The organism is Flavobacterium agrisoli (assembly GCF_016522065.1).
Classification (GTDB): domain Bacteria; phylum Bacteroidota; class Bacteroidia; order Flavobacteriales; family Flavobacteriaceae; genus Flavobacterium; species Flavobacterium agrisoli.
In genome coordinates this window covers 722489-747184 of sequence record NZ_JAEHFV010000001.1, presented here as the reverse complement: position 1 = coordinate 747184, position 24696 = coordinate 722489, and the positions used below count along the sequence as shown (strand labels likewise).

Genomic DNA, 24696 nt, shown 5'->3' with positions numbered 1-24696 from the left:
CTTTAAAATGTATAAAATGATTGATATCAATTCTAAAATTTATATTGCCGGACACAAAGGAATGGTTGGTAGCGCGATATGGAGAACGTTAACAGAAAAAGGATATACCAATTTAATAGGTGCTTCGAGCCAAGAATTGGATTTAAAAGACCAAAAAGCAGTTCAGGATTTTCTAGTAAAAACAAAACCCGATGTCATTATTGATGCGGCAGCCAAAGTGGGTGGAATTTTAGCCAATAACGATTTTCCATATCAATTTTTGATGGAAAACATGCAAATTCAAAATAATTTAATTAGCCAGGCACATCAGTTAGATGTCGAGAAGTTTATTTTTTTAGGAAGTTCTTGCATCTATCCAAAATTAGCACCTCAACCTTTAAAAGAAGAATACCTACTTACATCGGCTTTAGAAACTACTAATGAATGGTATGCGGTTGCCAAAATTACTGGAGTTAAATTATGCGAAGCCATTCGCAAACAATTTCAAAAAGATTTTGTGAGTTTAATGCCAACCAATTTGTACGGCATTCACGATAATTTTGATTTGAGCAGTTCGCATGTTTTACCTGCCATGATTCGAAAATTTCACGAAGCTAAAAACAGTAACAATGCGCCCGTTATTCTTTGGGGCTCTGGTAAACCGATGCGCGAATTTTTATTTGTAGATGATTTGGCGGCTGCGGTGGTTTTTGCTCTTGAAAACGAATTACCAGAGCATTTGTATAATGTGGGTACAGGCGAAGATTTAACTATCAAAGAACTCGCAACAACTATCCAAAAAATTGTGGGGCATACTGGCAATATTATTTGGGATGAAAACAAGCCCGATGGTACGCCACGAAAATTATTAGATGTTTCTAAAATGCACCAAATAGGTTGGAAGCACCAGGTGAATTTAGAAGAAGGAATTCAAAAAACGTACGATTGGTTCCTTAAAAACATCGAAACTTTAAAAGAAAAGAGCTATTAAAATTCATTTGTAGCATCTTTTTAAAAATCAGAAACAACACCAATTTTCAACTTTTGCAATAGTGCAATACAATGCCTTGTGCTAAAACGTATCTTATGAATTCATCAAAAAAAACAGCCTTTATTACAGGAGTAACAGGGCAGGACGGTGCTTATTTAACCGAATTTTTATTAGAAAAAGGTTATACGGTACACGGTCTTAAAAGACGTACTTCTTTATTCAATACCGATCGTATCGATCATTTGTACCAAGATCCTTATGTAGAAGATAGAAACTTTATTTTACATTATGGAGATATGTCCGACAGTACTAATTTGACCCGATTAATTCAGGAAATTCAACCCGATGAAATTTATAATCTAGCGGCTATGAGCCACGTAGCGGTTTCGTTTGAAACACCCGAATATACCGGAAATGTTGATGCTTTAGGAACGCTACGCATTTTAGATGCCGTTCGTTTATTGGGATTGGAAAAAAAGACACGTATTTACCAAGCTTCTACATCCGAATTGTACGGTAAAGTACAAGAAGTGCCGCAATCCGAAACGACACCATTTTATCCACGTTCGCCATACGCAGTTGCCAAAATGTATGCCTATTGGATTACCGTAAATTACCGCGAAGCTTACGGAATGTATGCTTGTAATGGTATTTTATTCAATCATGAATCGCCTATTCGTGGAGAAACTTTTGTAACACGTAAAATTACTAGAGCTGTTTCCAGAATTGCATTGGGATTACAAGAAAAGCTTTATTTAGGAAACCTAGATGCGCGTCGTGATTGGGGTCATGCCAAAGATTATGTACGCATGATGTGGATGATTCTACAAGCTGAAGAACCAGAAGATTGGGTTATTGCTACCGGAAAAACGACACCTGTTCGCGAATTTGTTCGAATGAGTTTTGCCGAAGTTGGAGTTGAACTGGAGTTTGTAGGAGAAGGTGTTGAAGAAAAAGGATATGTGGCTTCTTGCAGCAATCCAGATTACCAACTTTTAATTGGAAAAGAAGTTTTAGCGGTTGATCCTAAGTATTTCAGACCGACCGAGGTTGATTTGTTAATTGGAGATCCAACCAAAGCCAAAACCAAATTAGGTTGGGAATGCCAGTACGAATTAAATGAATTGGTTCAAGAAATGATGGAATCGGATTTGCAATTAATGCGCAAAGAACAACTTTTAAAAGAATCGGGTTTTGCCATTATGAATTATTACGAGTAACAGAATAAAAGTAACTGTTGTCAATTTGTCTTTACTAAAAAATAAGTTTATGAAAATTAAAAATATATGTTGTCTGGGAGCAGGTTATGTTGGTGGTCCAACCATGTCGGTTATTGCCTTAAAATGTCCAGAAATTAAAGTAACAGTAGTTGATTTAAACGAAGCTCGTATTGCGGCTTGGAATGATTCAAATTTAGAAAATTTACCTGTATACGAACCTGGCCTTGCTGAAGTAGTTGAAGAGGCAAGAGGTCGAAATTTATTTTTTTCTACAGACGTAGACAAAGCAATAGAAGAGGCAGAAATGATTTTTATTGCGGTTAACACTCCAACGAAAACCTATGGGGAGGGAAAAGGAATGGCAGCCGATTTAAAATTCGTAGAATTATGCGCTAGACAAATTGCTCGAATTGCTAAAAATGATAAAATAATTGTTGAAAAATCTACGTTGCCGGTACGTACTGCTAAAACCTTACAGACCATTTTAGATCATACAGGAAATGGAGTAAATTTTGAAGTGCTTTCAAATCCTGAGTTTTTGGCAGAAGGAACTGCTATAGAGGATTTACTAAACGCAGACCGAGTTTTAATTGGTGGACAACAAACAAAAAGTGGCAAAAATGCAATCCAGGCATTAGTAGATATTTATGCACATTGGTTATCTCCTAAACAAATTTTGACTACTAACGTTTGGTCTTCTGAGTTATCAAAATTAACAGCCAATGCCTTCTTGGCACAACGCATTTCATCAATCAATGCCTTATCTGCATTATGCGAAGCCACTGAGGCTGATGTTGATGAAGTTGCATCGGCAATAGGAACCGATAGCCGTATAGGTTCAAAATTTTTAAAATCATCGGTTGGGTTTGGTGGATCTTGTTTTCAAAAAGACATTCTAAATTTAGTGTATTTGTGCCGTTATTTTAATTTACCTGAAGTAGCTAATTATTGGGAGCAAGTTATCATTTTGAACGATTATCAAAAATACCGTTTTGCTAAAAACATTATTACGTCTCTTTTTAATACTGTTAGCGGAAAAAAAATCGCATTCTTGGGTTGGGCATTTAAAAAAGACACGAATGATACCCGTGAATCTCCTGCTATTTACGTGGCCGAACATTTAATTGAAGATGGTGCCGAGATTCATATTTATGATCCTAAAGTTTCAGCAAATCAAATAAAAGCAGATATGCGTTATCTTTTTGAATTGAAAGGTTTAAATGAAGTAAAAATTGAAGCTAAATTAAATCAAATTCATGCTTATGATTCATATACTGATGCTGTAAATCAAGCACATGCTATTGCCATATTAACCGAGTGGGATGAATTTAAAGATTACAACTGGGAAGCCATTTATTACAGCATGTACAAGCCAGCTTTTATTTTCGATGGGCGTAATATTTTGAATATTGAAAAATTAACCGCTATCGGTTTCCAAATTAAAGGAATAGGAAAAGGACTTGTTCGCCAATTCTATGAAGAGTCTGTTTTTTAATTTTTAATAATTTATTTTTTGAAAAAAACTATTCTAATTTTATTACTACTTGTATTAATTCTTCTTAGTTCGGAACTTTTTTTAAGGCAATATTTTGGATTTTGCGATACTGTTTTGATGAAAGAAGATCCAGATTTTGAATATATTGCTCAGCCAAATCAACATCGTTTTCGATTTCGAAATAATGTAAATTATAATTCAAAATCCATGCGAAGTGATGAAGTTGATACTAAAGCCAATATTATTTTAGGATTTGGAGATTCGATTATTAATGGTGGCGTGCAAACCGATCAAGATTCCTTAGCGACCACTATTTTATCGGATACGTTGAGCAAGATAGCAGACAAAAAAGTGCAGTTCTTAAACATTTCTGCTGGTAGCTGGGGTCCCGATAATTGTTATGCCTATCTCACTAAAAATGGGAATTTTGGAGCCAAATCTATTTTTCTTTTTGTGAGTTCACACGATGCTTATGACAACATGAATTTTGAAAAAATTGTAGGTATAAACGAAAGTTTTCCTAACAAACAGTATCAATTTGCAGTTGTAGAATTGTTTGATCGTTATATTATACCTCGAATCAAAAAAGCTTTTAGACAAAACTTAGCATTTCAAGATAATTTAGGAATAAACAAGAAAAAAGAGTATAGCACTTTTAATAGCGGTTTTCAATCTTTTTTAATTTATTCCAAATCCAATAATATTCCCCTTACACTATTTCTGCATGCGGAGTTAGCGGAAGTAAAAGCTAGACATTATAATGAACAAGGAAAAGAAATTATTCAATTCGCACATCAAAATAATATTCCCATAATTCTTGATTTAGAAAGGGGTTTGGATGTTGAAGATTTCCGCGATGATATTCATGTTAATGCAAATGGACAAAAAAAAATAGCAAGTGCAGTTTTGTATTACATGAAAAATTCAACCTCAGGCAAAAAAAGGATATAGATTTAATTGTATTGCATTTTTTGAATTTACTACATGAATTAATTTAAACGAAATCGTGTTTTTTAAAAACATACTTTGAAGTAATAGAATTTTAATATAATGATTAAAAAAAATAATTTGGTCACTCAGTTTAAACAACACCCTAAGTATGGAGCTGTATTGAATTTAGGCAAAATGATTTCAATTACTGGGGGTGCTCAAATTATTGTACAAGCATTAGGATTTGCTTCAGGAATTTTAATTATTCGATTACTCCCAGTGGAAGAATATGGATTGTATACTTTGGCCAATACATTAATGGGAGCAATGATGGTTTTAGGGGATGGAGGTCTTTCAACGGGGGTAATGTCACAAGGGGCAAAAGTATGGCAGAATAAAGAAAAGTTAGGGGCAGTTTTAGCCACAGGGCTTGATTTGCGACGCAAGTTTGCAATAGTGAGTTTAACAATTTTTATTCCAATATTGATTTATTTGTTAATACATAACAATGCATCTTGGTTAACTTCTATTCTTATTTCTATTTCTTTAATTCCAGGATTTTACGCAGCATTATCAGATTGTTTGATAGAAATGGTACCTAAATTGCATCAAGATATTATTCCTTTACAAAAGAATCAAATTTCAGTTGGAATTTTTAGATTAATTATTATCGGATTAACGATGTTTATTTTTCCTTGGGCTTTTATAGCGGTTTTAGCTAATGGTATACCCCGAATTTTTGGAAACATTAAATTACAAAAAATAGCTGATAAGTTTATTGATAAAACTACTAAGCCAGATCCAGTTATTCAAAAAGAAATCATTAAAATTGTTCAAAGAATCCTTCCTGGATCTATTTATTTTTGTCTATCTGGGCAGATTACGATTTGGGTAATTTCAATTTTCGGAACCACAGTTGGAGTAGCTCAATTAGGTGCTCTAGGAAGGTTTGCAATGTTATTAAATATATTTACAGTATTAATAAATACTTTGATAATTCCCAGATTTGCAAGATTAGAATTAAGAAAAAAAGTTTTACTTAAAGCGTCATTTTATACAATAAGCATCGTTGTTACTATAAGTGTTTTATTGCTTTTGTTTGTGTCAATATTTTCGAATCAATTACTTTTAATTTTAGGGAATTCTTATAAGGATTTGAAAAATGAGATGTTACTGAGTGTTTTAATCGGTTGTATAAATCTAGGGTCTACGATCTTTTCTTACTTATCGTTATCTAGAGGATGGGTTATAAATCCTATTTTAATGATAATTTTTAATTTGTTCGGTAGTATTTTTCCCTTTTTTTTCGTTGATGTTTCAACCTTAAACGGAGTTTTAATGTTAAGTTTATTCAGTGCACTATGTGGATTTTTACTTAATGGGAGTTACATTTTTTTTAAAATTTTAAGGTTAGTTAAGTAATTTCTTTTTTAAATACAATTACTTATTTCCAATGTGTAATAATTTACATCTACAATTGTAATTATAAATATTAAAAAAGTTTTAGAATAATTATTTAAAAGTTGAATAACAAAGAATATTTATGAAGGTATATATATTATCGGCGTATAATGAAAGCAAAGAAAACTTTGCATTTCAAAATTTAAAAAAATCTAGTTTATATGATCCTTTTAAAAAATATGTATTAGTAGATAATCCTAGAATAGCAGATTTAGTAATTTTTGTAGAACATCATCCAGGCAATGATCCTTACTTTTTTGAAGTTTTAAAGCATCCTACTTACAAATTATATAAAAACAAATGTTATTTATATCATGATCATGATAAAAATTTAACATTAATTCCTACAATTTCACCATCAGTCTGTAATTCAACGTTTAATAAAAAATTACACTATCCTTTTCATTATCTTGAACAAATTTCGGCTAATCCTAATGTTAAATATATTCCTGATAATGATAAACAAAAAAAATATCTATTTTCTTTTATGGGGGCTTCTAGAACCTATCCTTCTGCTCGAAAGGAAATCATCAAGTGTTACAAAGGTGATGAAAATATAAATGACACTGGTGAATCAAATTCATGGGAATTAAACGAAGAAGATCGAAAAAAATATTTTGAGAAATATGCTGATATTTTATTTCAAAGTAAATTTATACTGTGCCCAAGGGGTATCGGACCAAGTTCTTATAGATTATTTGAAAGCATGAAAATTGGAATAGCTCCTGTAATAATATCTGATGATTGGGTTGAAACTAAAGGGGTTGATTGGAAAAGTTGTTCCATACGTATCAAAGAAAAAGATGTTAGTAAAATTGAGCATATTCTGAAAAGTAGAGAAAATGAATATATTGAATTAGGAGTCAACGCAAGGAAGAATTATGAAATGTATATGTCATTTGAAAATCAATTTCACTTTCTTTCAGATGCGGCGGCAACATTACATGCTTCGAGAAATCAACTATCTGTTTTTGATTATATAAATGAATATTTAAGGTTTTTTGAACCATATCATTTTAGGAACTTGTTAAGATATTACAAAAAAAAATACATAAAATGAAGATACTTTTTATTTGTGGTTCCGCCGAACAAGGGAAAGATGGTGTGGGTGATTATACAAGACGTTTATGCGGTAAGTTGATAGGATTAGGTCATGATGCACAAATTTTATCTTTATGTGATAGACATGCTCCAAAATTTATAAATGAAAATCAAGAGATTGAAGGAAATAAAATATTTGTTCACAGAATACCTAAAGAGATTGATCAAAATAGACGTTATAATTGGACACAATGTGTTTTAAGAAAATTTCAACCCGACTGGATTTCATTGCAATATGTCCCGCATAGTTTTAATCCCAAGGGATTGCCTTTTTGGTTGCCATCTTTTTTAAAGAAAATTAATAGAGGATATTATTGGCATGTTATGTTTCATGAAATATGGCTAGGAATAGATGTAGAATCTCCTTTCAAGCATAAATTTATAGGGAAATTGCAACAATGGATTGCCAAAAGAATAATAAAAAATACGAGTTCAAATTCAATTAATACTCAAAATAAACTGTACCAGTTTTTTTTGAATGAGCATAATATTAATGCAAAAATTTTACCAATATACAGCAATATACCGTTAAAAACTGTTGAAAAAGACGCTAAATCCCATACACAGTTCGTACTGTTCGGAAGTATTCATCCTCAGGCACCTTTTGAGTGTTTCATTAAAGATTTATTAAAAATACAATCTGTTTTTTCAAAACCTATAAAATTTGTATTTATTGGGAATAATGGTGTTGAACTTTCAACTTATAAAGAAATATTAAAACAACACCAAATTAAATACGAAGTTTATGGAATTCAATCGGAAGAAATAATTTCTAATGTCCTTTTTAATAGTGATTTTGGAATTTCAACCACTCCATATTTTCAAACGGAAAAAAGCGGTGTTTTTGCAGCATATAAAGAACATTTTTTAACTACCATAAGTGTTTCTCGTCAATGGACACCTACTAGAGGTCAATATATTATTCCTCAAATAATTAAGTATGAAAAGAATAATTTAAAACTTTCTTATTTGAATTTACAAACTAACGAAGTAAATAATCTTGCACAACTATTTATTAATTCAATTTCAATATCATGAAATTATTAGTTTCACACCCTACTTTGAATGCGAATTCAAAAAATTTAATTGAGGGATTATTAAATTATAATTTACTTTTTAAATTATTTACTGCTGTAGCAATATTTCCAAATCAGTTGTTATTTAAATTAGGAAATAATCCAAAATTAAAAGATTTAAAAAGAAGAAGTTTGCATAGCTCATGGCAACCTTATACCAAATCAAAGTCATTTTTTGAATTTGGAAGAATTGTTACTTCTAAGTTTAATTTACTTTTTTTTACAAGACACGAAAGTGGATTTTTTTGTATTGACAAAGTCTATGAAAAGCACGATCAATGGGTTTCAAATAGTTTATATAAAGCTAAAAAAAATGGTTTGTTAGGTATTTATGCTTATGAAGATGGTGCCTTGAAAACCTTTAAAAAAGCAAAAGAATTAGGGATAAAATGTATTTATGATTTACCAATTGGTTATTGGAAGAGTGCTCGAAATTTAATGCAAGATGAAATTGATTATAATCAAGAATGGTCCAATACCTTAACTGGTTTTAATGATTCTGATGAAAAATTACATAAAAAAGATCAAGAATTAGCATTAGCAGATGTAATTTTTGTAGCGAGTAGTTTTACAAAAAAAACTTTGGAAGATTACAAAGGGAATCTTCCGGAAATAAAAGTTGTGCCATATGGTTTTCCGGAGGTAAAAAGCAAAAAGAAATATATTCCGTTAAATAATAGAAAACTTAAGGTTTTGTTTGTAGGTGGATTATCACAAAGAAAGGGGATTTCATATTTATTTGAGGCCGTTAAAGGTTTAGAATCAAAAATAGAACTAACCGTAATAGGAAAAAAATCAGTACCAAATTGTAAGGCTTTAAACCAAGCTTTAACTCAACACAATTGGATACCTTCTTTACCGCATGATCAAGTTTTAAAATGTATGCATGAACATGACGTATTGGTTTTTCCCTCGCTTTTTGAAGGATTTGGGTTAGTTATAACTGAAGCAATGTCGCAAGGAATTCCAGTTATTACTACTGATAGAACAGCCGGTCCTGATTTAATTCAAGATGATGTTGATGGTTGGATAGTTCCTGCAGCTTCATCTAATGCTATAAGGAATGTTTTTGAAAGTATATTTAAAAAACCACAAATCTTAGAAGAGTTTGGAAGCAAAGCTCAAATAAAGGCTAATGAACGTCCGTGGTCTGTGTATGGATTGGAAATGGTAAAAGCACTTTCAGCTTTAAAATAACAAAATAAAATATGGATATTACATTGGAACATGTTGACGCTTCAAAGTATAACTCAATAAAAATAGCCATATGGTTATATTTTTTACTTTGGATTTTTGAGGGTGCTTTACGCAAGTGGATTTTACCAGGATTAGCAACACCTTTGTTGGTGGTTCGAGATCCTATAGCCCTTTTTATCATCTTCAGAGCGATTCAAATGAAGGTGAAATTTATTAATAGCTTTTTGATTTTTAGTTCTTTATTTACCATATTAAGTCTAATTGTAACACTAACATTTGGACATGGTAATCTCTTTGTAGGGATATATGGAGCCCGAATAATGTTAGTTAATTTTCCTTTGATTTTTATAATCGGTTCTGTTTTTAATAAAGAAGATGTTTTAAACATTGGAAAATTTCTCTTAGCTGTCAATATCTTAATGACGATAATAGTGTATTTACAATTTAATTCACCAGAAACTTCTTTTGTTAATGTAGGAGTAGGAGGAGAAGGAACCTCAGGATTTGAAGCGGGTGCAATGGGGCATTATAGACCATCAGGAACATATTCATTTATAAGTGGGTTGACGGGGTTTTATACAGCTGTATCAGTTTTTGTATTTTATTTTTGGATATCCAAAGATTATTGCAATAAGTTTTTACTCTTTACAAGTACATTAGTGTTAATAATAGCACTACCTCTAACTATTAGTAGAGGTACAGTTGTTGCAGTGTTATTAGTAGGATTATTTGCAACAGTAGCTTCAACATCAAATTTTAAGATGTTTTTTAAATTTATTTTTATAGTTGTCTTACTAGTTATAACGTTTCTATATCTTCAAGAATACTCTTCAGTTTTTAGGCTAAGCACGGAAGTTTTTATGGCTCGTGTAGATAACGCAAATAAATCTACTCCAGGAGGAAGTTTGCAAGATTCAATTTTGATGCGAGCACTTGACGATTTAACTAAACCGATACAAGAATTATTTAGTAAATCTTTTTTTGAAGGTAATTTAGGTAAGGGAACAAATGTTGGTTCACAATTACTTGTGGGGAAGTCCACTTTTTTAATTTCAGAAAATGAATTTGGTCGTTTAGCTGGTGAACAAGGAATTATACTTGGAGGAAGTATGATTGTATTGAGAATAGTTTTTGCAATAACATTGGCTATTAAATCTTGGTCATTGCCTAATGAGGAGAGATTGTTACCTTTTACTTTGTGTGGTGCTGCTTGTATTGCAATATTGCAAGGTCAATGGCAATACCCCAGTGTGTTGGCTTTTGGGATCATCATGGCAGGCCTCACAACAGTCCCATTAAGTAAAAAGGAAAATCTTTAGACTTATTTTTTTTTCTCTTAAGTTATATATTACTAAATAATTTTGTCTAATATTCCAAAATTTAAAGCCATGCGTATAGTACTTTTTACTCATCCTTTCTTTTTAAATTCGCAAAGTATGCCTCGGTTTGCAAATATGTTGTCAAATGGTATGCTAGAAAGAGGACATGAGATAATCGTTTGGTCTCCAAAAGCTAGATTTTATAAATTATCTTTTGCTAAATTCTTAAAAAAATGGTTTGGATATATTGACCAATATATAGTATTTCCATTGGAGGTTAAAATCAAACTTCTTAATTGTAAAAAAGATACTCTTTTCGTTTTTGCCGATCAGGCCTTAGGACCTTGGGTACCATTAGTTAAAAACAGAAAACACATAGTTCATTGTCATGATTTTTTAGCTTTAAAATCAGCATTAGATGCAATTCCCGAAAAACAAACTTCATTTACAGGTAAACAATATCAAAATTTTATAAGAAATGGATTTTCAAAAGGAAAATACTTTATAAGTATTTCTAAAAAAACGCAAGAAGATTTACACAATCTCCATCGAGACAAAATTTTAGAATCTTCTGTATGCTACAACGGTTTGAATCGTCCGTTTACTCCTTTACAAAGAGATGTATCAAGAAAACTATTACAACAAAAATTGAATATAGATTTATGCAATGGATATATTATGCATATAGGTGGTAATCAATTCTATAAAAACAGAACTGGAGTAATAGAAATTTACACAACCTGGTGTAGTATGTATAATTTGAATATTCCTTTAATTTTAATTGGAGCAAAACCATCAGAAGAGTTAGAAAAACTTCGCAAAGAATCTCTTTATAAAGAAAATATTCATTTTGTTAGTGGTTTATCGGATGAATATATAAATAGTGCATACTCAGGAGCTAATTGTCTATTATTCCCATCATTAGATGAAGGATTTGGGTGGCCAATTATTGAAGCAATGGCATCTGGATGTCCAGTGATAACCACTAATAAAGCCCCAATGAATGAAATTGGAGAAGAAGCTTCTTTTTATGTTGATAGAAAACCTATTGATATAGATGAAGTACAACAATGGAGAGAAGATTCTGCAAAAATTTTAGGAAAAGTTATAAATCTAAATGCATTAGAAAGAGCAGAAGTGATTGAAAAATCAATTAAACAAGCACATAAATTTACTGCTGACTACTCTTTAAATGCTATTGAAACTTTTTATAAAAAAATATTAGCAGTATAAATATTAAAAAAAAATCACAGAATCATACTACTCATAATAAATCATTGAAATAATGAAAGTATTACATATAACAAACTCAATTGATAAAAGTACTGGAGGTCCTTCTTATTCAGTTCCTACAACTTGTATTGAATTAGCAAATCACGGTATTTTTATTAATTTGATTACGCAAGAAAGTACTAATATGGCTGATGTTAAAGAGAGTACGTATCTATCGGTTCATTTTAAATCAATTTGGGAATTATTTATTTATGGTTCAAGATTATCTAATAAAGAAATAGATTTAATTCATCTTCAACATATTTGGAATCCATATATTCAAGTAATGGCATTTTGGGCTTACCGTAAAAAAATTCCATACATTATTACCCCTAGAGGTATGTTAGAACCTTGGATTATAAACCGTAATCATTGGAAGAAGAAAATAGCATTATTTTTTTATCAAAGAAAAGCCATACAAAGAGCAACTTACATTCATGCAACTGCTGAAATGGAAGCTCAAAATATCAAAGCATTAGGGTTTAAAAATCCTATTTCAATAATTCCAAATGGTATTGATTTAAGCGGATTGAATCTGAAAAAATTAAATTTTGGAAATAAAAAAATCGTTTTTTTGTCTCGTATACACCCAAAAAAAGGTATTGAGGTTCTATTAGAAGCTTGGAGAAATTGTAATACAGGAGATTGGATACTTGAAATTGCAGGCAATGGAGATGAATTTTATATAGAAAGTTTAAAACAAAATGCTAAAAATTTAAAAAATGTACATTTCGTAGGAACAAAATACGATCAGGAAAAATGGGATTTTTTAAGATCTGCGGATGTATTGGTTTTACCTACGTATAGTGAAAATTTTGGGATGGTAGTTGCTGAAGCATTAGCTGTTGGAGTTCCAGTAATTACTACAAAGGGAACTCCTTGGGAAGATTTAGAAAAATTTAATTGTGGATGGTGGATTGATTTATCAGTCGTTAACCTTCAAAACATTCTTATAAAAATTTTAAATATTTCTCCATCCATTTTATTTGAAATGGGAGAAAATGGAAAAAAATTAATTTCTGAAAAATATGATATTAAAACTGTTTCAAATCATATAATAGATTTATATAAAAAAGCACTCAATTAAAAAAAACTATAGTCAAATGGATTTAGCCAACTATGATCATTCTTTTAGTTTTAAAAATAAAATATCAAGATTATTTTGGAATGTAGTATATATATTTTTTTTTAGACCTTTTGCAAGTCGTTTATTTAAAAAATGGAGGATTTTCGTGTTAAAATGCTTTGGAGCAAAAATTTGTTGGTCATCTCATATTTATGCTTCTGTCAAAATTTGGGCACCTTGGAATTTACAGTTAGGAAAGAATTCTACTTTAGGTCCAAAAGTTGACTGTTATAATCAAGGATTTATAAATATTGGAAATAATACTGTGATATCTCAAAAAACATATTTATGTGCTTCAAGCCATGATTATACAAAAAATAATTTTCCATTGATTTTGAAACCAATTTTTATAGGGAGTGAAGTTTGGATTGCAGCTGATGTCTTTATCGGTCCAGGTGTTAAAATTGAAGATAATGTTGTAGTTGCAGCTAGATCAGTAGTTGTCAAAAGCGTAGAAAGAAATTTAATTATAGGTGGTAATCCAGCTAAACAAATATTATTTAAAGACAATAAAATACAGATTGATTAATTTTTTTTATTTACATATACAAAAATCTACATTAACTTAAATTGTTATTTTATTTGAGTATCCATTTCTCGAAAATTAATTTGCTGTTTAAAATACAATATATATGCTGAATATTACAACTATAATTCTTACCTATAACGAAGAAAAACATATCGAACGTTGCGTTAAAAATGCGCTAGAGTTTTCAAAAGAAATTTTTGTAGTCGATTCATTTTCTACCGATACTACGGTAGAAATAGCCGAGCATTTAGGGGCCAAAGTTTTCCAACACAAATGGGAGAATAATTATGCCAAACAGTTCAATTGGGGGTTGCAAAATTTACCGATTACAACCCGTTGGGTAGTACGCCTAGATGCCGATGAATACTTTACTCACGAATTAATCGAAGAAGTAAAAGTCAAATTGCCGAAGTTAGCTCCCCAAGTTTCAGGTATAATTCTAAATCGTAAGCAGTATTGTTTTGGTGCTTGGGTGCACCCCCTTAAATTGCTACGCATTTTTGAATATGGTAAAGGATCCTGTGAACAGCGCTGGATGGACGAGCATATCATTATCAGCGATGGTCAAACAATAGAATTCCAACATCAGTTTTTAGACTATAATCTCAATAATTTTGGCTGGTGGATTGAGAAACATAACGGTTATTCCATTCGTGAAGCCATCGATTTATTGGATGTTGAATTAAATCTAAGTAATAAAGTAGTAGCAACACAAAACATGGGTGCCGAAGCCATAAAAAAAAGAGGCAATAAGCTACGCTATGCTCGCTCACCTTTATTCTTACGTTCCTTTTTATATTTTATGTATCGCTATTTATTCAAATTAGGTTTTCTCAAAGGAAAAGGTTTTTTTTTGTGGGATTTCTTTCAAGGTTGGTGGTATCGTACATTAGTAGATGTTAAAATTTATGAAATAAAAAAAGCCTGTGGCAAAAGTCCTCAAAAAATAAAAGCATTTATTAAATCAAATTACAAAATAGATATTGAAAATGTATAAAGAGATAAATTCGCAATCTAAAATACTAAAACAGCCCTAAAATTTTAATGTTTTTTGAAACAGTATATGGAAAAGTTAATACATTATAAATTTTACTCAAAAAGATAATATGAAACGAATATTAGTAACAGGAGGAGCCGGTTTTGTAGGTTCTCATTTATGTAAAAGGTTATTGAGTGAAGGCAACGAAGTAATTTGTCTTGATAATTATTTCACAGGAACCAAATCAAATATTGTCGATTTGATAGATAATCCTTATTTTGAATTAGTACGTCATGATATCACAGAGCCTTATTTTGCAGAGGTTAGTCAAATTTATAATTTGGCTTGTCCAGCTTCTCCTGTTCATTATCAGTACAATCCCATTAAAACCATTAAAACATCGGTAATGGGAGCAATTAATGTATTGGGTTTAGCCAAACGCGTCAATGCAAAAGTATTGCAAGCCAGTACGAGTGAGGTTTATGGAGACCCATTAGTGCATCCTCAAACCGAAAATTATTGGGGACACGTAAATCCAATTGGTATTCGTTCTTGTTATGATGAAGGAAAACGTTGTGCCGAAACCTTGTTTATGGATTACCACAATCAAAATAATGTAGCCATAAAAATTATCCGAATTTTTAATACCTATGGCCCTAATATGAATCCGGCAGATGGTAGGGTGGTTTCTAACTTTATTGTGCAAGCCTTGCAAGATAAAGATATTACGGTTTTTGGAGACGGAACTCAAACCCGTTCTTTTCAATATGTGGATGATTTGGTAGAAGGTATGGTTAGAATGATGAATTCGGATCCTTCTTTTTTAGGACCCGTAAATTTGGGAAATCCGAATGAATTTACGATGATTGAATTGGCACAAAATATTATTGAACTTACTGGTTCTAAATCCAAAATAATTCATCTCGATTTGCCGCAAGACGATCCAAAGCAAAGACAACCCGATATTACTTTGGCAAAAAAACATTTAAACGGATGGGAACCTAATATACAATTAAAAGAAGGTTTGGTGAGTACAATAAATTATTTTGATGATTTATTAAAAAACCAACCTAAATCCAAATTAAACGGCTATGCTTTTGTATAAAAAAGGAAGTTGGTGTATAACACCTTTTATATCGAACTTTCTTTAGAGGAAACTTAATTTCACTCGCATTTTTAAACCGATTTCAAAACGCAATTCGGTTAAAATTCATCAAAATTGACTCAATCCATTTTGTAAACGCTACAGCAAATTCAAATAGAGTTGCAAAACAGTTTTGCTCACTACTTTTTTACTAAAAAACAAAAAAATACATGGCAAAAAAAGTGATATAATTTCCTACATCAGGACATTTTTTCACTTGTAAAATATTGAAAATCAAGATGTTGATTTAATCGAATTTTGCGGTATTTCATCGAAAAACTTACTCTTTAAAATCCTTTTATTTTACTTTTAACATATAATTGTTAAGGGTAATTACACATAACTAAATGTTTAATTTTTAAAAATTATTGCTATGAGAGTTACTATAATCACGGTTTGTTATAACCGAAAAGCAACAATTGGCAAGGCTATAGAAAGTGTGTTGGAACAAAATTACGATGATATTGAATACATTGTAATAGATGGAAATTCTACGGATGGAACGAAAGAAATTATAGCCTCTTATGGTGACCGAATTGATAAATATATTTCGGAGCCAGATAAAGGAATGTACGATGCTATTAATAAAGGATTGCAAATGGCAACAGGAGATGTTATAGGTTTAATGCATTCGGATGATGAGTTTTATGATAAAAATGTAGTTAGGCAAATTGCAAACCGCTTCAAATTGCAAACCCATATAGAAGGCATTTATGGCAATGGGGTTTATGTTTCAAATGATAGAGAAGAACGCCTGATTAGAAACCGAATTGGAGGTCGGTTTAGTCTCAAACGAATCAAAAAAGGTTGGTTGCCGTTACATCCAACGGTTTATTTGAAAAAATCGGTAATTGATCAAAATGGATTTTATAACCTTGATTTTAAAATTGCTTCGGACACCGAGTTTTTACTTCGTTACCTCTATAAATACAAAATCAAAATGGCTTACATCGATATTTACATTGTCAAAATGAGAATGGGCGGAATGAGCACCAGCGTAAAACGTGCTTTTGAAGTGCTCCACGAGGATTATAAAATTTACAAATATCATGGTTTAACCGCAATGCAAACCGTTTTATTAAAAAAAACATACGCTTTAAAACAGTATTTGGCTCATTAATAATATAAACTCAAATTGGTTTAATGCTAATATAAGCCTTAAAATAAGTAAACCCAAATAGGATAAATACTTTTAAAATTGATCGAATTGATTAATATAAAGGTAATACTAATCAAAACCGCAACTAATATGAACAAAATTTTTCTTTATGCCATCGGATTGTGTTTTTTATTGCTACAATCATGTACAACCAAAAAGCAAATGTTGTATTTGCAAGATGTAGATCAGTTTTCAAATTCTAACATCAATTATGGCTCTACTAAAATTCAACCCAACGATATTTTAAAAATAGAAGTTGGCGATTTAAATCCATTAGTTGCCGCTCCATTTAACATCAATAACGGATTAGAAAATAATCAAAATTCGGTTGAAATGATGAAATTATCGGGCTACTTAGTTTCACCTCAAGGTACTATCATTATGCCTATTTTAAACGAAGTAAAAGTGGTTGGTATGACACCGGCTAATGTAGAAACCTTTATTAAAGGGCGATTAATAAACGAAGGGTATTTGGTTAGTCCAACCGTTCAAGTTAGGGTGCTTAATAATAAATTTACCATACTAGGCGAGGTTAATTCACCAGGCGTAAAACCATTTACAGAAGAATCCATTAGCTTGTTGGATGCTATTGGTATGGGGGGCGATTTAACCTATTCAGCTGTTCGACAAGATATTAAGTTAATACGAGAGGCCGACGGAAAAAGAATGGTGTACCATATTGATATTACCACTGCCTCCTGGATTTCCAACCCAAATTTCCGAATCAGACAAAATGATGTGTTGGTGGTTTCACCAAATAAACTCAAAGCCAATAGTGGTGGTTTGATTAAAGACCCCCTTCAATTGTTAGGTATTACAGCTACTATTGCCACACTTATAGTTTTAATAGTAAATGTAAATTAGATGATAGTGAGCCGCTTTTGTGAGCTTATCGACTAAATTATTACACCCAAAGAAATCGTTTAAAATTAATTTATGTATTATGGATTTAAAAAAAACATTTTTAAAGTATTTTCATTACTGGCCTTGGTTTTTACTTAGCTTCATTGTGTTTCTTACTGCAGCTTATGCTTTTATAAGAATTACGCCACCAACTTATGAGTCTACGGCAGTTCTTTTTATTGATAAATTGAAAGATGATAAATCAAAAATAATTACCATCAACAATGAAATTAAATCAAACGAAGAAAAAGTTGAAAATGAAATTAGACTGATTACTTCTAATGAGTTTTTACTGGATGTTGTCGATCAACTTAATCTAAATATTAATTATTTTGAAAAAGTGTATTTGTTGGATAAAGGAGCGTTTTATCAAGTTCCGTTTGTAATTGAGCCAACGATTTCGGCCGATAAATTTCCAGAAGCTACTTTTGATATTAAAATAAATAAGGACGGATTTTTAGTAACCAATCACAAGACTCAAAAGGAATTTGCTATAAAAGGTTATGAAGGTACTGAAAGTTTAAAAGGACTTCCTTTTACAATTAAATTGGCAGGAAAGGCACGTAAAAATCCTTATATCTATTATGAAAGTGATTATAAAGTGAGTCTAACTCCTACCGCGGTAACATTAAAAAATTTAAAATCATCATTAGAAGTTTTGTCAGATGAAGAGTCGGTAGGAACGATCGAGTTAAATCATGTAAGTAACAATCCAATTCAGTCTCGAAAAATTCTGAATGAAATTATTTTTCTGTTAGATGATAATATTGTAACCAACAAGCAAAAAGTTTTTAAAAACACAGTTACCTTTTTAAACCGTAGAATTAAAGATTTTTCAAAAGAGAAAGATTCTATTAAAAGTGTAAAAGAAAAATACTTGCAAGTAAATGATATTAGTGCTTTGGACAATTATATTGTTGAAAAAACGGCCGATAGAAGTCAAAAGATGGAAAATGCCATGCTTAACGAAAAACAAATTCGATTGACCAATTATGCTATTAACGACATTCAAAAATCGGGTATCACCCAAACTTTAGGAACCGATTACAATTTAGAGATTCCAACCGTAAATCAAATGTTATTACGATATAACGAAAAATTGATGGAAGGTCAAGTTATCTTAGAAAGAGCGCAAACTAATAACCCAGCGTATATCACTTTAATGTCGCAACTTAAAATTCAAAGACAAGAAATTTTAAATACACTAAAAGGGTATTTATCTTTTTTAAACCAAACCAACCGTACCTATAAGCAAGAGCAAAATATTGCCGAGGCCAAAGTACGAAGTATTCCTACCAATGATAAAATTTTAGGGAATATTGATAGTGATTTGAGTTTGAAAGAAGAAACCTATACGACCTTATTGCAAAAAAGAGAAGAAGCAGTGTTGAATGGTGCTATTTTAGACTCCAATATTAAAACATTAAATTCACCTGAAACCAATTATGATGCGGCCATTTTTCCGCAACCTAAATCCTTTATGTTAGGTGCTTTTATGTTGGCGTTTTTATTTCCTTTCGGAATTTTATATGCCGGATTTTATTTAAATACCAAAGTGCATAACGGCGAGGATATTACCGAGGTGGTTTCGAATGTACCTATTTTGGGGCATATTCCTAAAATTAATTCTAGCGAAAAATTAGACAATACCGCAACCTCTCATTCCATTATTGCCGAAGCAACACGTGCATTGGTTTCTAATCTGTACTTTTTAATTCCTCGAAATAAAGATAAGAAAGGAAATGTGGTACTTTTTACCTCTTGTATTCAAGGCGAAGGAAAATCATTTTGTGCTTTTCATACGGCCATTACAATTAGTAATTTGAATAAAAAAGTACTTTTAATCGGAGTCGATTTGCGAAATCCACAGCTTAACGATTATTTCAATACCGATAAAAAAGCTGCAGGATTAACCAACTATTTGGCCAATAAAAATGAAGATTGGAAAGGTTTTGTTCAAAATGATAGTTTGTATTCTAAAAACTTGGATATTTTATTCACAGGTCAAACACCACCTAATCCATCGCAATTAATTAGTAATTCCAATTTTGAAACTCTTATAGAAGAAGCCAGAAGTCTATATGATTTTATAATATTAGATTCGGCGCCCGTTCAAATCGTTTCAGATACGCTCAATTTTAGTCCATTGGCGGATGTTACGGCTTTTGTAGTAAAATTTGATTATACCGATAAAAGCAATTTATCCAACATCAATACTTTCATTAAAAATGGTCAATTGAAAAATGTGGGTATTTTAATTAACGGCGTCAATATGAAAACGGCTTATGGTTATGGCTATGGTGTGAACTATGGTTACAAATACCAAGAAATTCAAGAAAAAAAGCCTTGGTACAAACGGAAACAGAGTTAATTTTTTGCACTATTAACAAACTTAAAAAACGAAATATGCAAACAACTAATTCGATTATCAAAATGCCACAAAAATTCATCACACTTTTATTGCTCTTTGTAATAGCGTTGGTTTTTTACTTTTCGTGGCTATCAGATCCCAATTTTTCTAACGAAAACTATTTGCCACGATGGCTTTTAAATTGGAGTAGTCATTATTATAATTTGCGAACAGCAGTTCCTTTTTTGGCTTTGGGTTTTTTATTAGAAATCAACTCAGAGTATAAAACAGATAAAGATGGACATCATAGTACAAAACCCAACTTTATTCAAAATATCGGCATTGCCGGGATAATTGTTTGCCTTGCCGAAGGAGGACAGTTTTTAATTCAAAGCAGAAGTCCGGATTTAGCGGATGTTTTTTACGGAATCATAGGTAGTGTAGTAGGTGCCCTAATGTACCATTTATTGAAAAAATTGAGACATGCGAAACAGACATAAATTTTCGTTTATTATTTCCTGCGCCATCCTTGATATGTTGGCCATGGTACTTGGAACAGTGTTGTTCTTAGAATTTGCAAATGAAGAGAAAATAGGATTGAGTGATTTGTTATTTGATAAAATGATACCGATCACCATTTTGAGCTGGTTATTTACCGTATCTTATTTTCAATTGTATAAGATTGACGTTCTTTTTAATTTAGATTATTTTTTCCAAAATAGCTGGCGTGCCTTTTTTACACAACGCATTTTATGGCACAGTTATCTTTTTGTCTTTCAGGATAATGTATTGTATTTCTTCGGAAGTAAAGCCAATTTAATTCAGCTAAGTTTTTTGTTTAGTTATTTTTTATTTTCTCGAATTCTTTTTACGATAGTTATTTCACGAATCAAATTTTGGGTTTTTAAGCCTTTTACGGTCGGAATTTGGGGATTTAACAAAACGAGCATTGAATTGGCAGCTCATTTAGAATCGAACTCATACTTTATCGACTTTGTTGGAATTGTCAATGAAAATGAAAATGTAGAGATTGGTAGCATCGAAAAGTTCACAGAAGCACTTTCAGAAGCTATCCATAAAGCTTCCGAAAGTGGAATTAATGAATTGTATATTGTAGCGAAACCCGATTTTATTAACGATTTGAATTATTTCTTTGAATTAGGTGATAAACATTGTATGCGCTTGAAATTTGTACCCGATTTTTCGTCAATTTCTAAAAAACATTTCAATTCAACACACTTAAATAATTTTCACGTAATAAAACCACGTTATGAGCCTTTGCAAAACGCGTATAATCGATTGGCAAAGCGTGTTTTCGACTTGGCATTTAGCTCATTAGTAATCGTTTTTATCTTATCATGGCTTTATCCTTTGTTGGCATTTATCATTAAAAAACAAAGTAAAGGACCGGTTTTGTTTAAACAATTGCGAACAGGTAAAAAAAACGAACCCTTTTGGTGCTACAAGTTTAGAAGTATGTATACTGATATGGGCGATGAAACCGAACAGGCCAAAAGAGGCGATTCGCGTATTACGCCAATTGGTAAATTCATTCGAAGAACCAGTTTAGATGAAATGCCACAGTTTTTTAACGTGTTAATGGGTAAAATGAGTGTGGTTGGACCTCGACCTCATATGATTAAACATACTTCAGATTATAATGGGCATATCAACAATTTTATGGTGCGCCATTTCGTAAAACCCGGTATTACAGGGTTGGCTCAAGTTTCGGGTTTAAGAGGCGAAACGAAAAGAGTGGTCGATATGAAACGCCGGGTAACCACCGATATTGAATATGTGCAACGATGGAGTTTAATCAAAGATTTGAAAATTTGCATCTTAACAGTAGTAATTACTTTAAAAGGAGATAAAAATGCTTTTTAACTATTAAAAATAATAATCATGGACTTTACAAATTACTTTATTGGTTTGCTTACAGGCGTTTCTGTGACGGCCTTTTTTATCGGAAAAGAGTGGTATAAATATTATACCAGATATACCATTCAACAAAAACAATTGGATCGTGTTTTAAAACTAAACGACCGAATTAAAAAATTGAAAAATTTGCAACCTACCGAACATTACCAACTTTAAAACTTTGTTTTAGTTTACTTACCTCAAACAACGTATCTAATCGTATTCAATAAAATTCCGCATTCCCCAAAATCATACTAAGCCCCTATGATAATGCAATTCACAATTCGCTTGTCAAAAAAAGCTCGCTCTTTAATTTGTTGTAAAACAGTATAGGCAGATGTCTATTTGTCATTCGAACTCAATATTTACAAGTTGTTAATTTATAAATACCATAAAAATGACAAATACAAATTCTTGAGCGATGATTAAAAAAGAAACGGTTTTAGTTCGTGATAATAAGGGGATTTTTTTAAAAATGTTCAAAAGAAAGTTCAAAAACGATTTTGAATTTTCGGAAGATTCTTTGGTATTAAAAAATCAGTGTAAACCAGCTGATTTTGATTACGCGGTTTTTGTGGTCTATGATTATACCGAACTAGTTGCTTTTTTTGAATTAGAAGTCATTCATACCAATTTTGTGCTCTGTTTGTTCAGTAAACATCTTTATACCAGTTTAAGAATGATAATTGGGATTAAAGAACTCATGTTAATTGATGCATCCAAAACCAAAAACGAAATATGTGATGACTTAAAAGAATATTTTAGTAGTGCGCCAAACTTCGTTCCGAAATTACCACGAAAGAAATTTTTAAAATTTAAACTCTCAAAAAGTCAACTCGAAATGCTTCACAAAGCATTTTACTATATGATGTAATTTTTGATTTTGAGGTGTATTTTGCTAATAGCAAAGAACTTTTTTAAAATTAATAAATTGAAAACCAAAACAATATGAAGATAACATAATTAAAATAGTTAATTACTCGTGTTTTTATTTAAAAAATGAAGTCTACCCTTTTTAAAACACGCAAAAAGGCCTGCAAATTCAACTATTTGCGGGCCTTTTTTTTGGGTTAAAATTAAAAATTGGCTCTTAGCTTGTTGACTCTTTTGGTTAATTAAAAGAGCAACATTTGAAGTTTAAAATTATAATTTTGTTAATCACTCCTTAACAGCCTTCCTGTTTTTACATGGTTATTTTGTGCCTCTAACAAATAACCCATTTTTATGAAATTTATACATTTTACAGTTTGCATGCTTACGGCTGCTTTTATTTCTTCTTGTGATAATAATGAAGATAATAAAGTAGAAAAATTTGTATTACCAACCATTTCTAATGCAGGAATATCGTTGCCTTACAGTGTTTTAGGTACAGGTAATGGAGTTGAAATTCGAAACGGAGGTTTTGGATCGGCCGCATTTGCGCATCCAACCAATGAAGGTGAATTTTATGCCATGACCGATAGAGGACCCAATGCTGATGCGACGGGAGGAAAGTATTTTCCAATACCCAATTATACACCGCGCATAGGTCATTTTAAATTAAACAACGATGGCACCATAACCAAACTTAATGAAATTCTCTTTAAAACACCTACAGGCACTCCCATTAGCGGTAGACCAAATCCAGCAGGATATGGTGCTACAGGTGAAATTCCGTACGATTTAAACAATACAATTTTGGACACCGATCAATACGGACTTGATTCTGAAGGATTGGTAGCCATGAAAGATGGTTCGTTTTGGGTTTCCGATGAGTATGGTCCACACATTGTGCATTATAGTGATACAGGTGTGGAATTAGAACGAATTAGTCCGGTGGGAATTACTACAGGTTCCCGCAAATTACCAGCTGTTTTTGCTAAAAGATGGGCTAATCGCGGCATGGAAGGTTTGGCTGTTACTCCAGATGAAAAAACCTTAGTGGGTATTATGCAATCTCGTTTGTACAATCCTTCGAATGCGGGAGCCATAAATAAAACGTTAACCCGAATTGTAACTTTTGATATTGCTACTGGAAAAACCAAACAATATTTATACAAACAAGAATTAGATAACAATTCAAATTCGGAAATCTGCGCTCTTAGTGCTACTCAATTTTTGCTTGTAGAACGCGACGGTAATTTTAGTGGAGACGGAGTTGTAATGAAACACATTTATAAAATAGATATTAGTCAAGCTACAGATGTTTCTGGAAATGATTTCAATGCAGAAAACGGTCTTTTGGTTAATGGTAAAGCTTTAGAAGCGAATACTTGGGAAGAATTAGCATTGGCTAATATTAAACCTGTTACCAAGACACTTGCAGTAGATGTTTTTAAATATTTAGGAAATTATCCGCACGATAAACTCGAAGGGATTTGGTTAATTAATTCCAATACAATCGGAATTATAAATGATGATGATTTTGGAATTTGGAGTGATGCGTCTAATAAAATAAAAGCGAAAACCCTTTCACCTAGCACCGGAACAGAAAGAGACGGAAATAGATTGTATATTCTTAAATTTTAATTTTCATTGTTTTGTCTAATAAAACCAACGGAAATTCAAA

22 protein-coding genes are annotated in these 24696 nt (G+C 31.6%); all 22 read left to right on the top strand.

Annotation, left to right across the window (positions count from 1 at the left end; genetic code table 11):
- The first annotated feature begins 16 nt into the window (after window positions 1-16).
- Window positions 17-970, top strand: a complete 954-nt coding sequence (locus I5M07_RS03080; RefSeq protein ID WP_200104721.1) for a GDP-L-fucose synthase family protein — start codon at window positions 17-19, stop codon at window positions 968-970.
- Window positions 971-1065: 95 nt separating this feature from the next.
- Window positions 1066-2190: a GDP-mannose 4,6-dehydratase gene (gene gmd / locus I5M07_RS03075; RefSeq protein ID WP_200104720.1), complete on the top strand. Its 1125-nt coding sequence runs from the start codon at window positions 1066-1068 to the stop codon at window positions 2188-2190.
- 49 nt (window positions 2191-2239) lie between these two features.
- Entirely contained in the window at window positions 2240-3685 is a 1446-nt protein-coding gene (locus I5M07_RS03070; RefSeq protein WP_200104719.1) for a nucleotide sugar dehydrogenase, read from the top strand.
- Between the two features lie 18 nt (window positions 3686-3703).
- On the top strand, window positions 3704-4636 hold the full coding sequence (locus I5M07_RS03065) for a hypothetical protein (protein WP_200104718.1): 933 nt from the start codon (window positions 3704-3706) through the stop codon (window positions 4634-4636).
- Window positions 4637-4735: 99 nt separating this feature from the next.
- A complete protein-coding gene (locus I5M07_RS03060) occupies window positions 4736-6037 on the top strand; it encodes an MATE family efflux transporter (protein WP_200104717.1) in 1302 nt (433 codons plus the stop codon).
- A gap of 121 nt (window positions 6038-6158) precedes the next feature.
- Window positions 6159-7136, top strand: a complete 978-nt coding sequence (locus I5M07_RS03055; RefSeq protein WP_200104716.1) for an exostosin domain-containing protein — start codon at window positions 6159-6161, stop codon at window positions 7134-7136.
- Window positions 7133-8215: a glycosyltransferase family protein gene (locus I5M07_RS03050; protein WP_200104715.1), complete on the top strand. Its 1083-nt coding sequence runs from the start codon at window positions 7133-7135 to the stop codon at window positions 8213-8215. Before I5M07_RS03055 ends, I5M07_RS03050 begins: the two co-directional genes overlap by 4 nt.
- A complete protein-coding gene (locus I5M07_RS03045) occupies window positions 8212-9450 on the top strand; it encodes a glycosyltransferase family 4 protein (RefSeq protein ID WP_200104714.1) in 1239 nt (412 codons plus the stop codon). Before I5M07_RS03050 ends, I5M07_RS03045 begins: the two co-directional genes overlap by 4 nt.
- Window positions 9451-9461: 11 nt before the next feature.
- On the top strand, window positions 9462-10769 hold the full coding sequence (locus I5M07_RS03040; protein WP_200104713.1) for a hypothetical protein: 1308 nt from the start codon (window positions 9462-9464) through the stop codon (window positions 10767-10769).
- A gap of 69 nt (window positions 10770-10838) precedes the next feature.
- Window positions 10839-12002 carry a glycosyltransferase gene (locus I5M07_RS03035; RefSeq protein WP_200104712.1) on the top strand — a complete coding sequence of 388 codons (1164 nt, stop codon included), beginning with the start codon at window positions 10839-10841 and terminating at the stop codon, window positions 12000-12002.
- A gap of 52 nt (window positions 12003-12054) precedes the next feature.
- Window positions 12055-13128 carry a glycosyltransferase gene (locus I5M07_RS03030; RefSeq protein WP_200104711.1) on the top strand — a complete coding sequence of 358 codons (1074 nt, stop codon included), beginning with the start codon at window positions 12055-12057 and terminating at the stop codon, window positions 13126-13128.
- A 16-nt stretch (window positions 13129-13144) separates the two neighbouring features.
- Window positions 13145-13696, top strand: coding sequence for an LbetaH domain-containing protein (locus tag I5M07_RS03025; protein ID WP_200104710.1), 552 nt, complete (start codon window positions 13145-13147; stop codon window positions 13694-13696).
- A gap of 103 nt (window positions 13697-13799) precedes the next feature.
- Window positions 13800-14693, top strand: a complete 894-nt coding sequence (locus I5M07_RS03020; protein WP_200104709.1) for a glycosyltransferase family 2 protein — start codon at window positions 13800-13802, stop codon at window positions 14691-14693.
- Window positions 14694-14802: 109 nt separating this feature from the next.
- Window positions 14803-15780: a UDP-glucuronic acid decarboxylase family protein gene (locus tag I5M07_RS03015; RefSeq protein WP_200104708.1), complete on the top strand. Its 978-nt coding sequence runs from the start codon at window positions 14803-14805 to the stop codon at window positions 15778-15780.
- Between the two features lie 412 nt (window positions 15781-16192).
- Window positions 16193-16939, top strand: coding sequence for a glycosyltransferase family 2 protein (locus I5M07_RS03010; RefSeq protein WP_200104707.1), 747 nt, complete (start codon window positions 16193-16195; stop codon window positions 16937-16939).
- Window positions 16940-17068: 129 nt separating this feature from the next.
- Complete coding sequence (locus I5M07_RS03005) at window positions 17069-17842, top strand: polysaccharide biosynthesis/export family protein (protein ID WP_200104706.1); 774 nt, start codon at window positions 17069-17071, stop codon at window positions 17840-17842.
- A 79-nt stretch (window positions 17843-17921) separates the two neighbouring features.
- Window positions 17922-20252, top strand: coding sequence for a GumC family protein (locus I5M07_RS03000; RefSeq protein WP_200104705.1), 2331 nt, complete (start codon window positions 17922-17924; stop codon window positions 20250-20252).
- A gap of 35 nt (window positions 20253-20287) precedes the next feature.
- On the top strand, window positions 20288-20731 hold the full coding sequence (locus tag I5M07_RS02995; RefSeq protein ID WP_200104704.1) for a VanZ family protein: 444 nt from the start codon (window positions 20288-20290) through the stop codon (window positions 20729-20731).
- Complete coding sequence (locus tag I5M07_RS02990) at window positions 20715-22115, top strand: exopolysaccharide biosynthesis polyprenyl glycosylphosphotransferase (RefSeq protein ID WP_200104703.1); 1401 nt, start codon at window positions 20715-20717, stop codon at window positions 22113-22115. Before I5M07_RS02995 ends, I5M07_RS02990 begins: the two co-directional genes overlap by 17 nt.
- Before the next feature lie 18 nt (window positions 22116-22133).
- Window positions 22134-22325, top strand: coding sequence for a hypothetical protein (locus I5M07_RS02985; protein WP_200104702.1), 192 nt, complete (start codon window positions 22134-22136; stop codon window positions 22323-22325).
- A 244-nt stretch (window positions 22326-22569) separates the two neighbouring features.
- A complete protein-coding gene (locus I5M07_RS02980; RefSeq protein WP_200104701.1) occupies window positions 22570-23022 on the top strand; it encodes a hypothetical protein in 453 nt (150 codons plus the stop codon).
- A gap of 350 nt (window positions 23023-23372) precedes the next feature.
- Window positions 23373-24656: an esterase-like activity of phytase family protein gene (locus I5M07_RS02975; protein WP_200104700.1), complete on the top strand. Its 1284-nt coding sequence runs from the start codon at window positions 23373-23375 to the stop codon at window positions 24654-24656.
- The last annotated feature ends 40 nt before the right edge of the window (window positions 24657-24696 follow it).

Excerpts from the sequence above, each read along its gene's own strand:
- I5M07_RS03035 (WP_200104712.1), top strand. The coding sequence starts at position 10,839 with ATGCGTATAGTACTTTTTACTCATCCTTTCTTTTTAAATTCGCAAAGT.
- I5M07_RS02990 (WP_200104703.1), top strand. The coding sequence starts at position 20,715 with ATGCGAAACAGACATAAATTTTCGTTTATTATTTCCTGCGCCATCCTT.
- I5M07_RS03005 (WP_200104706.1), top strand. The coding sequence starts at position 17,069 with ATGAACAAAATTTTTCTTTATGCCATCGGATTGTGTTTTTTATTGCTA.
- I5M07_RS03020 (WP_200104709.1), top strand. The coding sequence starts at position 13,800 with ATGCTGAATATTACAACTATAATTCTTACCTATAACGAAGAAAAACAT.
- I5M07_RS03055 (WP_200104716.1), top strand. The coding sequence starts at position 6,159 with ATGAAGGTATATATATTATCGGCGTATAATGAAAGCAAAGAAAACTTT.
- I5M07_RS03080 (WP_200104721.1), top strand. The coding sequence starts at position 17 with ATGATTGATATCAATTCTAAAATTTATATTGCCGGACACAAAGGAATG.
- I5M07_RS03030 (WP_200104711.1), top strand. The coding sequence starts at position 12,055 with ATGAAAGTATTACATATAACAAACTCAATTGATAAAAGTACTGGAGGT.
- I5M07_RS03010 (WP_200104707.1), top strand. The coding sequence starts at position 16,193 with ATGAGAGTTACTATAATCACGGTTTGTTATAACCGAAAAGCAACAATT.
- I5M07_RS02980 (WP_200104701.1), top strand. The coding sequence starts at position 22,570 with ATGATTAAAAAAGAAACGGTTTTAGTTCGTGATAATAAGGGGATTTTT.
- I5M07_RS02975 (WP_200104700.1), top strand. The coding sequence starts at position 23,373 with ATGAAATTTATACATTTTACAGTTTGCATGCTTACGGCTGCTTTTATT.
- I5M07_RS03045 (WP_200104714.1), top strand. The coding sequence starts at position 8,212 with ATGAAATTATTAGTTTCACACCCTACTTTGAATGCGAATTCAAAAAAT.
- I5M07_RS02985 (WP_200104702.1), top strand. The coding sequence starts at position 22,134 with ATGGACTTTACAAATTACTTTATTGGTTTGCTTACAGGCGTTTCTGTG.
- gmd (WP_200104720.1), top strand. The coding sequence starts at position 1,066 with ATGAATTCATCAAAAAAAACAGCCTTTATTACAGGAGTAACAGGGCAG.
- I5M07_RS02995 (WP_200104704.1), top strand. The coding sequence starts at position 20,288 with ATGCAAACAACTAATTCGATTATCAAAATGCCACAAAAATTCATCACA.
- I5M07_RS03060 (WP_200104717.1), top strand. The coding sequence starts at position 4,736 with ATGATTAAAAAAAATAATTTGGTCACTCAGTTTAAACAACACCCTAAG.
- I5M07_RS03050 (WP_200104715.1), top strand. The coding sequence starts at position 7,133 with ATGAAGATACTTTTTATTTGTGGTTCCGCCGAACAAGGGAAAGATGGT.
- I5M07_RS03040 (WP_200104713.1), top strand. The coding sequence starts at position 9,462 with ATGGATATTACATTGGAACATGTTGACGCTTCAAAGTATAACTCAATA.
- I5M07_RS03025 (WP_200104710.1), top strand. The coding sequence starts at position 13,145 with ATGGATTTAGCCAACTATGATCATTCTTTTAGTTTTAAAAATAAAATA.
- I5M07_RS03000 (WP_200104705.1), top strand. The coding sequence starts at position 17,922 with ATGGATTTAAAAAAAACATTTTTAAAGTATTTTCATTACTGGCCTTGG.
- I5M07_RS03015 (WP_200104708.1), top strand. The coding sequence starts at position 14,803 with ATGAAACGAATATTAGTAACAGGAGGAGCCGGTTTTGTAGGTTCTCAT.
- I5M07_RS03070 (WP_200104719.1), top strand. The coding sequence starts at position 2,240 with ATGAAAATTAAAAATATATGTTGTCTGGGAGCAGGTTATGTTGGTGGT.